Origin of the sequence: Myxococcus guangdongensis (genome assembly GCF_024198255.1) — a bacterium.
Classification (GTDB): Bacteria; Myxococcota; Myxococcia; order Myxococcales; family Myxococcaceae; genus Myxococcus; species Myxococcus guangdongensis.
This window is the reverse complement of sequence record NZ_JAJVKW010000004.1, coordinates 149,145-162,976: the sequence shown is the minus strand read 5'-3', so window position 1 is coordinate 162,976 and position 13,832 is coordinate 149,145. Positions and strand designations below refer to the sequence as shown.

Here is a 13,832-nt window from a genome sequence, read left to right as displayed (position 1 = left end):
CGCCCGAGCATCGCGGTGAATCACTCCGAGTAGGAGTAGCTGTAGACGAGCTGCCAGTTGCGGTTGTAGCGGTGCGTCACGGTGAACCAGCCGCTGTGGCAGCTGCCCGTGTTGCTGGCGGAGTAGCCGTAGACGAAGCCGTTGTTCACGCGCGCCACGAGCTCGGGGGTGCCGGGCTGCTCGCAGGACTGGGTGACGCGGACGGACTGGTAGGCCGCCTCGGCCTTGACCTGCTCCTGGCCCTCGAAGTCATAGATGGAGTGGACCCGGACGGCGGTGAAGTTGCCCAGCTGGGCGCCCTGCGTCGCGGTGGGCTGCGCGAGGAACGCGTTGAGGCTGGCCAGGGCCGCGGCCTCGTTGGTGATGGAGCCGACGACGCGGTGCACGGCGCCGTTCGAGTCGGACAGCGCGGTGCGGATGGCCGCGATGCCACCGGCGCCCTGGTAGACGGACGTGTCGCCCCACGTGAAGCTCAGGGCGGAGCCGACCGTGTACCCGCTCAGCGCGCAGGAGCCGTTGGCGCCGGCGGGCGCCACCAGGATGACCTTGCGCAGACGGTGCTCGGGGTTCAGGAGGGCGACACACTCGTTGCCCGCGACGCCGTCATAGTTGCCGGCGGGCAGCACGGCCTCGACGATGTTGTAGACGCGGAAGTTGGGGTCCGTGGCCTCCTGCTCCTGGGTGGCCTGGACGGGCTCGGGCGTCGGCTCCGCCTCGGGACCGAGGCAACCAACGATGAAGGACGACGCAAGGACGAGGGAAGACAGCCGAAGGGAAGTGCGCATGGGCGCGCAACCTATCATGCGGGATTCAATTGATCCCGCATATTCATGATTTGTTGCAAGGACGATACATGCGGAAAGGGCTGCTCTCACTGGACCTTCCCACTCTACGGACTACGCGGATCCAGGACTTTTTTTCATGTGCCTGTGAAAACAAAAGGCCCCGCCAGCAATGGCAGGGCCTTCTTGCTCCCAATCACATCACTCACGCGCTGAGCGTGAAAGCAACCAGCTCAGGGGAGCCTGAAGACACGCAGGTTCTCCTCGCCCTTGCGCACATAGACCAGGGCATCGTGCGTGGCCTGGTAGAAGAAGCGGTTCTTGACCAGGTCATGCCAGCCGCCGAAGGCGCCCGCCTCCCACTCGGGGGCTTCGCGCAGGGTGCGCGCCTCGGCGTCGACCTCATAGGTGCGGTACTCGAAGGAGCCGTCCCCATCGCGGTCATACCGGAACGCGGCGATGTAGCGATTGAGCGGTGGCACGTGGGCGAAGATCATGCCCTCGAAGTATTCGCTGTAGCAGCGCGCGCGAACGATGTCGCTCTGCAGCGGGATGTCGTTCCACTTCGTGGTGTCCATGTCGTAGGTGATGAGCCTGGGGATGTGCACGTCGCGCGGCTCCTCGTGCCCCGGCGCCGGGAAGCTCACGAGGACGCGGCCTACCCGGACCATCTGCGCGAAGTGCCAGGCGGGCGGCGTGACGACCTCCCACTTCCAGGACTTGTCCTCGATGCCGAAAGACCACCACTGCGAATAGTTGTAGTTCTCCGTGGGGCCGAACATGTAGCGCCCGCGCACCTCGTCGTAGAACGTCCAGCCGGCGCCGCCACCGTAGCCCTTCGAGCCGTCATAGGAGGCTCCCGGCGTGTTGAATGGGTTGTGGCGCGTCCAGGCGCGCGTCTTCAGGCTGTAGCGCCACATGCGGCGGATGCCGGTGGCCACCTCGTCCAGGTCCGGGTTGTAGACGAGCCCGTTGTACGTGTGGCGCGCGGTGGGGTTGCGCGTCGACGCGGCGGGACGGTCCGGGTCGAAGAACTCGTCCGAGTAGACGTCGCTGTCCGGATGCGCCTTGGCGTACGCCTCGGCGGGTGGATAGCCGCTGTACGTGTTGCCCCAGGGGACGTTCGTCCAGTGGGCCGAGTTGTCCGGCAACTGCTCGATGCTCCAGCGCATCTGCGCCATGTCGAAGCGATACAGGCCGTTGTTGGAGCTGTCGGCATGACCTCCGCCGAAGGCCCACCACCGCGCCCTCGGCGCATCCAGCGCGATGCCCGAGTACGCGTTGATGACGCCGGCGAGGCCTTGCGAGCCCAAATCCCTGTAGCCCGGGAGCGCGGCCTTGACGTCCGCGTCGAGCGTGGTGAGCGGCGTCCCCGCGACTTCAATCCAACGGCCCTTGGGAACCAGCGCCCATGACGCCTCGTTCACCAACCCCGTCGAGTCACGTCCGGGCGTCCACACATCTCCCGAGATGGAGCCCGTCTCGGGCCCGCGGCCCCAAGTGAATGGAGGCAGCGGGCGCGGTCCACCATCCGTCGTGGACGAACCACCGTCGGAGCCGGATGGACCCGCGTCGGGAGTACCGCCCGCGTCGGAGCCCGTGCCACCGTCGGCGCTCACGCCCGCGTCGGGATTGGGGTTCCCCTCGGCCGGATCATCCGATGAACAGCCCGTGAGCACGCTCGCGACACCGAGCGCGAGGAAGAGAATCCAAGGTGACGAACGTCGGCCCGGCCGGACTGCTCGCATGCTCCACTCCTCGACAAGATGACTGTGCGCACACGCCTCGTGTGTCCGCACCCTCAAGGCAAGTGACATGCCATGGGGCGCTCGCACGGAGTCACCTGGGAGCAAGTGCTGCCGTCACAGTTGTCGCCGCGTGGATTCAGGGGGGCGCACCCCACATCGTGTGGCCCACCTGCCCCACACCGCGCGGCGAGCGACTGTCGCTCGCGCGCGCGGCACCTGCGCTCAACGCTTCGTCCGAGGCTTGCTCGTGCCGCGAGACTTGCTCGCGGACGCGGCCTTCTTGCCCTTCTTCGCGACGGCCTTCGTCGGAGCCCGCGCCGTCCTGGCCTTCGCGGGCACGACCTTGGCCTTCGCGGGCTTCGACTTGAGCGTCGTCGCCTTGGCCTTCGCGGGCTTCGACTTGGGCGTCGTCGTCTTGGCCTTGGCGGCCTTCACCTTGGGCGCCTTCTTCGCGGCCATGGGCTTCTTCGCGACCACGGGCTTCTTCGCGGACTTCTTCGTGGCCGTGGCTGCGGGCTTGCTGGCGGTCTTCCGCGTGCTCGCGGTGGAGGACTCGCGCTTCGTCTTCGCACGCGGTGAGCGCTTCTTCGCGGGCGCTTCTCCCACGACCTCCGCGTCCATCACGTCCGAGGGACGAACCTGCGAAACAGGCGGCGCCACGGTGCGGGAACCCGCCTCCGCAGAGGCCGTCACCACGGGCTCCGCGGTCAACACCACCTCCTGCGTCACACGAGCCGGCGGCTCCACATACGACTCACGCGCCACCGCGGGCTTCGCGGGAGGCTCGGCGGGAACGGAGGGCTGCCAGTTCTCGGGAGAGAACGCGGCATCCGTCTCCTCACGAGGCTTCGGCGGCTCGAACTTCGGCGGAGGCCGGTTGTTGTGGAAGCGTGCGTCCTTCGACGCGGGCTTCCCACCGTGCCCATGCTTCTGCGGCGCGTGCGGACGCCCACCCTTGGCACCGCCGGAACCGCCGCCACGCTGCCCCTGCGAAGCCAAGGCCCGGAGCCTGTCGAAACCAGGATGCGGCGAGCCGCCCGTCGCCTCGGGAGCGGAAGGCACCTCCCACTCCTTCACGGTCGGGGACACCTGCTCCACTGGCTGTTCGACTCGCGCCTCGACGCCCTGCTGCTCGGGCCGCATGAAGACCCGACGCTTCTCTCCGTGCCCCTGGTGCTCGGCACTGCCTTCGCGAGGCTTGTTCGCGGACTCGTCGCGCCAGGGCTGCTTGGGCTGCTCCTCGCCCCGCGCGGGCTGCTCCTCGCGGCGCCCTTCCCTCACGAACCGACCACGGGGACTCGCGGGCTCCTCGCGGGCTGCCCAGCCACGGGCGGAGCCCTGCTTCTTCTCGTCGCGCTCCCAGCGCCCCGGCCGATCGGTCCGGTGCTTGCCGTGCGCCACCTGCTCGCGGCGCTCGGGACGACGGTGCGAGGACGTCCCGCCCTCACGGCGCGCCAGCTGCGCCTCGCCGTCGAACTGGAGCGCCTCGAAGTCAATCTTGCGCGCCGTCGGGTTCGCCGACAGCAGACGCACGCGCAGCTTCTGGCCCACGCGGACGCGGCGCCCGTTCGGGTACACCAGCGCGTGCGTCTGCTTGTCCAGCTTCGAGCCCAGCCCCAGCGTCTCCGCCTTCACCAGCCCCTCGACGTGCACCTCGTCCAGCTCGACGAAGAAGCCGAAGTCGGTGATGGCCGCGATGGTGGCCGCGAACTCCTCGCCGATGCGGTCCTTCATCATCAGGGCCGCGTAGAAGGAGACCACCTCGCGCTCCACCTGCATGGCCGCGCGCTCGCGATCCGAGCACTGCATCGCCATGTCCTCGAGCTTCTCCTCCTCGCGCTCGAGCACGGCCTCAGAAGGCTTGCGGCCCTGCCGCGCCCAGTGGGCCTTCAGCAGCCGGTGCACCAACAGGTCCGGGTAGCGCCGGATGGGCGAGGTGAAGTGCAGGTAGTGCTCGGCCGCGAGCCCGTAGTGCCCCACCTTCGAGGCCGTGTACACGGCCTGCATCATCGAGCGCAGCAGCAGCTGGTTCAGCGCCCGCTGCTCCGGGTGGCCCGCCAGCTGGCTGATGAACGCGTCCAGCTCCTTCGACGACACCCCGTCCTCGAAGCGCAGCTTGAAGCCGTACGCCTGCGCCAGCGCGGCGAAGGCCGCCAGCTTCTCCTCGTCCGGCTCGCCGTGGAACCGGTACACCGTGGGCAGCCCCTCGTCCTGGAAGAAGCGCGCCACCGCCTCGTTCGCGGCGAGCATGCACTCCTCGATGAGCCGGTGGCTGTCCTTGCGCTCGCGCTTGTCCATGCGCTCGGGCAGGCCGTCCTTGCCCACGACCACCTTGTGCTCGGGCAGGTCGAAGTCGATGGCGCCGCGCGCCTTGCGCATCTTCATCAGCGCCCGCGCCAGCGACATCATCCGCTCGAAGTGCGGCTTGAAGGCGTTGCGGTGCGGCACGTCCTTGCCTTCGAGGACGTCCTGCACCTCGTTGTACGTGCACCGCGCCTGGCTGCGCATCACCGCCGGGTACAGCGTGGAGGAGCGCCGCTGGCCCTGGGTGTCGAACGTCATGTCCGCCACCATGCACAGCCGGTCCTCGTCGGGACGCAGCGAGCAGATGCCGTTGCTCAACCGCTCCGGGAGCATCGGCAGCACGCGGTCCGGCAGGTACACGGACGTCGCGCGCCGGAGCGCCTCGGTGTCCAGCGCGCTGCGCTCGCGCACGTAGTGCGTCACGTCCGCGATGGCCACCACCAGCCGCCAGCCACCCGGCTGCTCCTCCACGTACACCGCGTCGTCGAAGTCGCGCGCGTCCTCGCCGTCGATGGTGACCAGCGCCATCGCCCGCAAATCCCTGCGCTGCTCGCCGCGCGCCTCGTCCTCGGACACGGTCACGGCGTAGCGGTCCGCCTCGTCCATGACCTCTGGAGGGAACTCGTCCGAGAAGCCCTGCGAGTAGGCGATGCCAATCACCTCGGAGCTCGGCGTGCCGGGCTTGCCGAGCGAGCCGGCCACCTCGCCGATCAGCCCACGCCCCGGATCCAACAGGTTCGCGCCCACGCCCAGGCGCACCTTCACCAGGTCGCCCTCCTGGGCCATCTGGGTGAAGGGCACGCGGATGGGGCCTGGCAGGCTGGTGTCCGTCGGCAGCACCAGCGCGTGGCGCCCGTGCGCGGTGTAGACGCCCACCGCCAGCTCGCGGCGTCGGTCCACCACCTGCACCAGCCGGCCCTCGTACCGTCCGGGCCGCCCCGCGACCTCCACCACCACCCTGTCGTTGTCGAGCGCGCGCTGCGCCTCGCCGGGCGGCAGGAAGATGTTCTCGCCCTCGCCCGACACCGGGTGCACGAAGCCGAAGCCATTTTGATGCACGTGGAGGATGCCCTCCACCGTGTCGAGCACCTCGCCGAAGCGCCGCTCCCGCCGGCCTCGCTGTCCGGAGCGCTCACGCCACTCGTCGCGCCGGCCACCCCCCTGGCGTCCGGCGTCGCGGGCACCGCGTGGCGCGGGACCCCGGCCCTGGAAACCGCCGCCCTCCTGGCCGCGCCCTCCATGCCCCTGGAAGCGGGCGCGCGACTCGTTCGAGTGCGCCTTTCCGAAGCGAGGGGGCGCGTCCGGGAGCGCTTGTTCATGGACCGCGGGAGGAGGACGCACGGCCTCGTCACGACGGGGGCCGGGGCGCAGGAAGCGCTTGCCCTCCTTGACGATGGCGCCTTGTCGGACCAGCTCGCGCAGGGCGCGCTTGAGCTCGGTCTGCTGGCCAGGATGCAGGCCCGCGAGTCGCAGGAGCTCCTTGATGCCCAGCGGGTGGTCTGCGTCGGAAAGAATCTGCTGGAGAAGGTCGGGAGGAATGCTCACGGTGGGGTCGCGGCTCGGCCGCTACGGGAACGGGTAAGCCCGAAGCGGCCGGGCGGGAACCCCCCGGCGACCGACTGCTTCCCGGAGTCCTCCTCCGGGAAGCGACTTTCAGGGCTTGACCGTGACGTTGATCTTGAAGGAGCGATCCACCAGGCCCGGCGCGAGCGCCTTGGCCAGGAAGAACTCCACCTCGGATGTCCCCGGGTTGCGGGGGGTGAAGAAGAACTCGCGGGTGGCCGGTCCCCCATTGGGACCCGGCTCGAAGTTGGCCTCGCGCAGACCCACGCGCTTGGCGGCGGTCGGCTCGATGGCCCAGGTGAAGCCCGGCTGCTCGGGCAGGCGCACGGTGAGGCCGTGGTTGAGCTTCACGTCCACGCTCGTGGGCACCTCGCCCTCGATGTGGACCAGCTCCATCTCGTCGCGAGAGACCGCGCGCGCCTCGGACGGACGGGGCTCCACGTTCTCCGCGCCGATGCGGCCACCCCAACCCGACGTCTTGTCCACCACGCCCATGACCTGCAGCGTGTGGCCCACGAACTTGCGCAGCCCCTTCACCGCGGCCTTGCCCTCGATGAGGAACGAGACCTGCTGACGGGTGCCGCCGTTGGACACGACGAGCACGAACTCCTCGCCCGTCATCTCGAGGTTGCCGCGCACCGCCGCGAAGCCCTTGATGCCCGCGCCCATGCCGGCCGCCGTCACCATGGAGACCTCGCCGGGCGACAGGTAGCGCAGCCGCGGCTCGGTGTCCGCGGGGGGCGCCTCCACCACCTCGGCCTCCGGCTTCTTGGCGGAGTACTTGCGCACGTCCACCACGCCGCCGTGGTTGGTCGTCTTGCGGATCAACCCGCTGACGGAGACCTTGTGGTTCACGTAGGCCGGCAGGACCTCCTGGTCCGGCCCCTGGAGCAGGAAGGTGAGCTCTCGCTTGTCGCGCCCCACCACCACCAGGTTGGGCATCTCGTTGAGGACGACCAGGCGGCCCTTGAGGCTGCCCTCACCCGTCACGCCTCGGCCCTCGCCGGCGGTGAGCAGCTGCTCCATCTCGCGCTTGGTGAGCGGCTCGCCCGGGGGCGGCAGCTTGGTGGCGCGGGGACGGGGCTTCTCCACGGCGGGGACGGCGGGCGCGGACGCCTTGGCGCCCGCCTTGCCAGCGGCGGCCTTCCCAGCGGGCGCCTTCGCCGCGGGGGCGGCCGGAGCCTTGGCCGTGGCGGACTTGGCGGCGGGAGCGGGCTTGGCGGCGGACTTCTTCGTCGCCGCGACCTTCTCGGTCTTCTCCGCCTTGTCGACCTTCTCGGTGGCCTTGCCCTTCTCGGGGGCGACCTCCGCGGCCGCCTTCTTCGCCGCGGACTTCGCGCCCTTGGTCACCGTCTCCGCGACGGCCTTGACCACCTTCGTCGTCGAGGTGGCGACGCGCTTGGACGCGTTCTTGATCAGATCCAGCCGGGCGGATTTATCCTTCTTCGCGGCGGGCTTCGCGCCAGTCTTTCCAGCGGGAGTCGCCTTCTTGGCCCCGGACTTGGGCTTGGCCATCGACGCTGTCTCCTTGAGAGTTCCCGTGTACTTTCAACGGGTTGCCAAGCCACCCCCAGGAGGACTGGCAGGCTTCGCGATGATTGGAGCTTGTAACGATGATCAGCAGGGCTGTCAAACTAACACTTGATTTTCCTTCGGACTTTGGGTGCGAACAGCCCTGGAGAACACACGCATGAACGACGCCGCGACACTGCTGCCGGAGGACGAGGCCCGGGCCCGGGTGCTGGCCCTGGTTCCCTCCCTGGCCACCGAGTGGGTGTCCCTGGACGAGGGCCTGGGCCGGACGCTGGCGGAGGACGTGATGGCTCAGCGCACCCTGCCCCCCTGGGACAACTCGGCCATGGACGGCTACGCGGTGCGCGCCTCGGACCTCGCGGGTCCCCTGCCGGTGAGACTGCCCGTGTTGGAGACGGTCTACGCGGGCGCCACGCCCCGGCACGAGGTCCGCCCGGGCACCTGCGTGCGGATCATGACCGGCGCCCCCCTGCCCGACGGCGCCGACGCGGTGGTGATGCGCGAGCGCGCCCGCCCCGTCCCCAACGGCGGCGCGGATCAGGTGGACATCCTGGAGGCCGTGGAGTCCGGCCAGTTCGTGCGGCCCCGGGGCGAGGACGCCCACGAGGGGGCCCTGCTGCTGGCCCGGGGCACGCCCCTGGGCATCCCCGAGCTGGGGCTGTTGTGGGGCCAGGGCCAGCTCTCCATCCCCGTTCCCCGCGCGCCCCGGGTGGCCATCCTCTCCACCGGGGACGAGTTGTGCCGGGCCGATGAGCCGCCCAAGGGCCGCATCGTCGACACCAACGCCCCGTCCCTGGCGCTGGCGGTGCGCCGCGCGGGCGGGCTGCCGTCCCTGCTGGGCATCGCGCAGGACACGCGGGACTCGGTGAGCGAGGCCTTGTCTCGCGCCCACGGCTTCGACGTGGTGCTCACCAGCGCGGGCGTGTCCGTGGGCGAGCGGGACTACGTGAAGGAGGTCCTCGCGGCCCTGGGCGTGGAGCAGCACCTGTGGCGCGTGGCCATCAAGCCCGGCAAGCCGCTGGTGGTGGGCAAGCGCGGCAGCACGCTGTTCTTCGGCCTGCCCGGCAACCCCACGTCGTCGCTGGTGACGTTCGAGCTGTTCGTCCGGCCCGCGCTGCGCCGCCTGCTGGGGCACGCGGACGTGGCCCCCACCCGGGTGCCCGGGCGGTTGGACGGCCGGCTGTCCAAGACGCCGGGGCTGGCGCATTTCGTGCGGGTGACGGCCACCTGGCGGGAAGGAAGCCTGTGGGCCCGGCCGTTGTCCACCCAGACGTCCGGGGCGCTGCGCTCCGCGGCCTCCGCCACACACCTGCTTCACTTCCCGAGGGAAGCCAGCAGCTTGTCTCATGGGGACGGCGTCGAGTTGCTACCCGTCTCCTGGGGGGCTTGAGAAACCGAAGGCGTCCGTCACGCATCCTTTCCACGATTCCGGGTGGGCTCCGTTGGTGAGTCCGCCTTGACTTGCGTTCCGTGGGGCACCAAACAGGGGGCCTCGCAGCCGGAGACCAGAACACCATGTCGGACACTCGCTCACCCCAGGTCCTTCCGACCCGAAAGCCCACCCAGCACCTGGAGCGGTTCTCGGAGGCGGACGTCCCCACGGGGCGTGGACCGTTGAGGACCATCGTCTTCCGGGACAAGCGCAATGGCCGGGAGCACGTGGCGCTCGTCGCGGGGAGTGTGTCGGGGGTGGAGGGGGTGCCGGTGCGCATCCACTCCGAGTGCCTGACGAGCGAGGTCTTCGGCAGCCTCAAGTGCGACTGCCGCGAGCAGCTGGACCGGGCGCTGGATTTCATCACCCAGCGGGGCGTGGGCGTGGTGCTCTACCTGCGTCAGGAGGGCCGGGGCATCGGCCTGGGGAACAAGATCAAGGCGTACGCGCTGCAGGCCAAGGGGCTGGACACGTACGAGGCGAACCGGCAGCTGGGCTTCGCGGATGACCTGCGCAGCTACGACATCGCCGCGGAGATGCTGCGCTCGCTGGACGTACGCTCGGTGGACCTCATCACCAACAACCCGCTGAAGATCGCCGGGATGGTGGAGGAAGGGATTCCGGTCCTGCGTCGAATCCCTTCCCGGACCGAGCACAATCCGCATAACGTCGACTACCTGAGGACGAAGCGCGAGCGTACGGGGCACCTGATTGAGCTCTTCGCCGAGGACGACGACACGGAAGCCAAGGCCGGCTGAGAAGACGCCCGCGCGGCGGCGCAACACCGCCGTGCGCAATCAGGCGCGCGTGCCGTTCGAGGTGCGCTTCTGGGGTGTGCGCGGTTCCATCCCCGCCCCGGGTCCGCAGACGAAGCGCTACGGTGGCAACACGCCGTGCGTGGAGGTGCGGTGTGGGGACGAGCTGCTCATCTTCGACCTGGGCTCCGGCGCGCGCGCGCTGGGTGACGCGCTGCTGGCGTCGGGCACGTCGCCGGTGCGCGGCAACATCTTCATCTCGCACTACCACTACGACCATCTGCAGGGGCTGCCCTTCTTCGCGCCCATCTTCGTGCCGACGAGCGAGCTGACGGTGAACGGGCCCGCGCGCAACGGGCGCAGCACGCGCGAGCTGCTCAGCGGGCAGATGGTGCAGCCCTACTTCCCGGTGACGGCCGAGGGCGCGTTCCGCGCGAAGCTGACGTACCGGGACCTGGCGCCTGGGGACACGCTGCAGGTGGGCCCCGCGAAGGTGCGGTGGCTGGAGCTGAACCACCCGGGTGGCACCCTGGGCTATCGCGTGCAGTGTGGCGACCGGTCCGTGGTGTACGCGACGGACGTGGAGCACGGCAGCGAGATGGATGCGGCGATGTTCGAGTTCGCGCGCGGCGCGGACCTGTTCATCTACGACTCCATGTACACGGAGGATGAGTACCACGGCCGCTGTGGGCCGGCGCGCACGGGCTGGGGGCACTCGACGTGGCAGGCCGCCGTGGCCGCCGCGGACGCGGCCGAGGTCAAGACGCTGGTGCTCTTCCACCACGACCCGTCCCGCGACGACGTGGCCATGGACAAGCTGCTGCGGCAGGTGCGCAAGCACCGCCCGGAGGCCATCGCCGCCAAGGAGGCGATGGTCCTCACGCTGTAGCTCAGGCGCCGCGCTGGCGTGCCACCGCGCGCTTCACCGTCTCGCGCAGCCCCACGAAGGGCAGGCGCTCCAGGGCGGTGGGGACATCCACCCACTCGAAGGTGTCGTGCTCCGGGCCCAGGCGGACCTCCGCGTCCGGAGGGGCCTGGACGGCGAAGCCGTTCTCACGCGCGAGCACGGGGGGCAGCGTCTCGCCGATGGCGAAGGCGTGCTGGTAGCCGAGGTCCTCGGGCGTGAGGCGCAGTCCGGTCTCCTCCTCCAGTTCGCGAGCGGCGGCCTGGGCGGGAGACTCGCCGGACTCCACCCGACCCGTGAGGACCTGCCAGAAGCCTCCGCGCTCGGGGCGACGGCGCACGAGCAGGACGCGGGCCTCCGGGCCGTGGCCGCGAACCACGGCGACGCTGACGGTGGACATGGGCGGCGGCGCATCCACGCGCTCGCTGTCGAACACGGCGCAGAAGCTGCGAGCGAGGGCCTCCTCCACGTCGGGCACGGGGATGGCGTTGCCGCGCTCGCGCTGCATGGACGTGACGCCGGCCTCGCGGATGCCGCACGGGACGATGAAGCGGAAGTGCTCCATCTTGGTGTTCACGTTGAGCGCGAACCCGTGCGTGGTGAGCCAGCGGGAGATGTGGACGCCGATGGCGGCGATCTTCCGCGCGTCCGGAGCGCCTTCTTCGCCAATCCACACGCCCGGCCACTTGGGGATGGGGCCGGCGGTGATGCCCCACTCGGACAGCACCTGCATGATGGAGCGCTCCACGTCGCGCACGTAGCGACGCACGTCATGGCGCGACTCGGGGAGCAGGAAGATGGGGTAGCCGACGATTTGTCCCGGGCCGTGGTAGGTGACGTCGCCGCCGCGGTTGGTCTCGAAGACCTGCACGCCCTCGGCGGAGAGGCTCGCGTCGGAGGCGGTGATGTTCTCGCGCTTCGCGCCTCGGCCGAGGGTCAGCACGGGCGGGTGCTCCAGGAGGAGCAGGGCATCGGAGCAGAGCCCCTCGCGACGCGCGTCGCCGAAGAGGCGCATGAGCTCGAGGCCGTCCTCGTACTCCACCCGGCCGAGCCGGTAGACGGTGATGGTGTTCACGACGTTCCCTTCTTGCGCCGCCCCTTGCGAGCAGGCGCCGGCTTCGTGACTTTGTCGAGGTCCCAGGTGCCTGGGGGGATGCGCTGGAGGAGCGCCTGGAGCTCATGGCCCGCGCGAGGGGAGCGCGCGGCTTCCGCCACGAGCACCAAGAGGGCCTTCTCGGACAACGTCGTCCCGTGCTCGCGCGAGGCGAGGTGGGCCCGCGCCATGTCCCTGTATTCCGCGAGCGTGGGCTGACGCAGGCCCACGAGGCGCTGGACGTGCTCCAGGATGTTCATCGGGAGGGCGCCCCCCACGGCGCGAGACAGTGAGTCCGTGGTGGGGATGTCGAGGCGGACGCCCTCTGCACGAAGGGTGAGCTTGCTCGACGTCGGTGCCTTGCCCCGCGCGCAGAGCACCACCGTGGGCCTCGCGGCGCGGGCCAGGAAGACGCCGAGGGTGCGCTCATGTTCGGGGCTCAGTGAGGCCACATCCTCGATGAACAGTGGCGTGGAAGACGGAGCCTCCGCGAGCGCGTCGACGGTGGTGAGCACGCCCTGCCCTTCTCGCTGGAGCATCCGGAGCAAGGTGCTCTTCCCACAGCCCTCCGCGCCGATGAGCAGCACGCAGCGGACGCCCGTGCGGAGTGCATCGACGAGCGCGCTTCGCGACTCCGGTTGGCCGATGAAGTCCGGCGCATTCGGAGTCGGAGTCGATGTCTCGACCCGAGGACGCATCGGGCGCACGGAGTCACCCAGCAGGGATGCGGAGGCCGTGAGGCACGACTTGCAGATGAACGCGCCCGCCGGTCCCGCGACGAGTTCGCCAATCTCCGCGCGGGGTCGGCAGCAGAACGAGCACCACGCATCCAGCGTCACGTCCGCGCGAGTGGGCCCACGCTCGATGATGCGCGGCTTGCGTCGACGCTCGGGCTGCGTGTCGTCGCCTCCCTCGATTTCGTCTGACAACGCTCGCTGCGGCGCTCCGAACAAACCCGAGTCCGTTGCACCCATGGGGCGAAGCTGGCTCGCCTCGGCGGTCACGGACTCGCCCACGTCCCCGAGGAGCCAGGTCTCATCCTCTTCCCCGGATGCGCGTCCAGGCTCCGCCGCCCCCGACGCGCCCATGGATCCGGACTCGCCTGTCACCGGATCCTCCCACTCATCGAGCAGCCCTGGACTCCAGGACGCATCGTCAGCGCCAGGGCGACCCATGAATCGCTCACCAGCGCTCCGAGCACGGCTTCGCGAACCTGCGCTCCGCGCCATGAATCGGGAGTCTGGCGAGACGCCAGCCGTCACGCTCCAACCCTCGCCAGACGTCGAATCGGCGCTCACGAGGTCGTCCACGTCAATGATCCAGTCCCGCGACGACGCTCGGGCCCCGCCCCCTTCGTCCCCTGGCGACACACTCGAGGCCTGGGCACGCGTCGCGCCAGGACGCACGCTGTCGTCGTCCATGCTCCCGTCCCGCGACGACGCTCCACTCCGCCCTGGAGAAGCTCCGCGCCCCTCATCATCGGGTCGGGTGTCAGGCCACGCTCCGACGCTCGCGCGCGAGGGCCCAGCAGCGCTCGCGCTGCCGTCCGCGCCCTTGCTCCGCGCCCGCGACGACGGTCCGGCCCGCTCAGGAGCGGCCCCTCCGCTGTCGTCGTCATCCGCTCGAGGCCACACGGCCCCGGACGAGTCACTCCCGCGAGAGAGCTGGGCCTCCAGGCGCTGAAGGTCTTCGCTCACCTCCGTGTCCAACACCCACGC

Annotated in this window: 9 protein-coding genes; 3 read left to right on the top strand and 6 right to left on the bottom strand. The window is 70.0% G+C overall.

Annotated features, from left to right (window positions below):
• Positions 1-20 precede the first annotated feature (20 nt).
• From LXT21_RS13955 to LXT21_RS13940, 4 genes are all read right to left on the bottom strand, one after another.
• The gene (locus LXT21_RS13955; RefSeq protein WP_254038640.1) at positions 21-785 is read right to left on the bottom strand and encodes a hypothetical protein; all 765 of its coding nucleotides are present in this window, start codon (positions 783-785) and stop codon (positions 21-23) included.
• 230 nt (positions 786-1,015) lie between these two features.
• On the bottom strand, positions 1,016-2,530 hold the full coding sequence (locus tag LXT21_RS13950; RefSeq protein ID WP_254038639.1) for a hypothetical protein: 1,515 nt from the start codon (positions 2,528-2,530) through the stop codon (positions 1,016-1,018).
• Positions 2,531-2,752: 222 nt separating this feature from the next.
• Complete coding sequence (gene rnr, locus LXT21_RS13945; RefSeq protein WP_254038638.1) at positions 2,753-6,379, bottom strand: ribonuclease R; 3,627 nt, start codon at positions 6,377-6,379, stop codon at positions 2,753-2,755.
• A 108-nt stretch (positions 6,380-6,487) separates the two neighbouring features.
• Entirely contained in the window at positions 6,488-7,912 is a 1,425-nt protein-coding gene (locus tag LXT21_RS13940; protein ID WP_254038637.1) for a protease inhibitor I42 family protein, read from the bottom strand.
• Between the two features lie 175 nt (positions 7,913-8,087).
• On the opposite strand from LXT21_RS13940, the gene LXT21_RS13935 reads away from it, so the two are divergent.
• The 3 genes from LXT21_RS13935 to LXT21_RS13925 all read left to right on the top strand — a co-directional run bounded on the left by LXT21_RS13935 (position 8,088) and on the right by LXT21_RS13925 (position 11,006).
• The gene (locus LXT21_RS13935) at positions 8,088-9,320 is read left to right on the top strand and encodes a molybdopterin molybdotransferase MoeA (protein ID WP_254038636.1); all 1,233 of its coding nucleotides are present in this window, start codon (positions 8,088-8,090) and stop codon (positions 9,318-9,320) included.
• Positions 9,321-9,445: 125 nt separating this feature from the next.
• Positions 9,446-10,120 carry a GTP cyclohydrolase II gene (gene ribA, locus LXT21_RS13930; protein ID WP_254038635.1) on the top strand — a complete coding sequence of 225 codons (675 nt, stop codon included), beginning with the start codon at positions 9,446-9,448 and terminating at the stop codon, positions 10,118-10,120.
• A gap of 49 nt (positions 10,121-10,169) precedes the next feature.
• Positions 10,170-11,006 carry an MBL fold metallo-hydrolase gene (locus tag LXT21_RS13925; RefSeq protein ID WP_254039106.1) on the top strand — a complete coding sequence of 279 codons (837 nt, stop codon included), beginning with the start codon at positions 10,170-10,172 and terminating at the stop codon, positions 11,004-11,006.
• Between the two features lies 1 nt (position 11,007).
• On the opposite strand, the gene lipB is transcribed toward LXT21_RS13925, so the two are convergent.
• Both lipB and LXT21_RS13915 read right to left on the bottom strand, forming a co-directional pair.
• Complete coding sequence (lipB, locus tag LXT21_RS13920) at positions 11,008-12,096, bottom strand: lipoyl(octanoyl) transferase LipB (RefSeq protein ID WP_254038634.1); 1,089 nt, start codon at positions 12,094-12,096, stop codon at positions 11,008-11,010.
• Positions 12,093-13,088 (bottom strand): ClpX C4-type zinc finger protein, encoded by a 996-nt coding sequence (locus LXT21_RS13915; protein ID WP_254038633.1) that lies wholly within the window; start codon positions 13,086-13,088, stop codon positions 12,093-12,095. The genes lipB and LXT21_RS13915 overlap by 4 nt, the downstream gene beginning before the upstream one ends.
• Positions 13,089-13,832 lie beyond the last annotated feature (744 nt).

Excerpts from the sequence above, each read along its gene's own strand:
- LXT21_RS13955 (WP_254038640.1), bottom strand. The coding sequence starts at position 785 with ATGCGCACTTCCCTTCGGCTGTCTTCCCTCGTCCTTGCGTCGTCCTTC.
- LXT21_RS13950 (WP_254038639.1), bottom strand. The coding sequence starts at position 2,530 with ATGCGAGCAGTCCGGCCGGGCCGACGTTCGTCACCTTGGATTCTCTTC.
- LXT21_RS13940 (WP_254038637.1), bottom strand. The coding sequence starts at position 7,912 with ATGGCCAAGCCCAAGTCCGGGGCCAAGAAGGCGACTCCCGCTGGAAAG.
- LXT21_RS13935 (WP_254038636.1), top strand. The coding sequence starts at position 8,088 with ATGAACGACGCCGCGACACTGCTGCCGGAGGACGAGGCCCGGGCCCGG.
- ribA (WP_254038635.1), top strand. The coding sequence starts at position 9,446 with ATGTCGGACACTCGCTCACCCCAGGTCCTTCCGACCCGAAAGCCCACC.
- LXT21_RS13915 (WP_254038633.1), bottom strand. The coding sequence starts at position 13,088 with ATGGGTGCAACGGACTCGGGTTTGTTCGGAGCGCCGCAGCGAGCGTTG.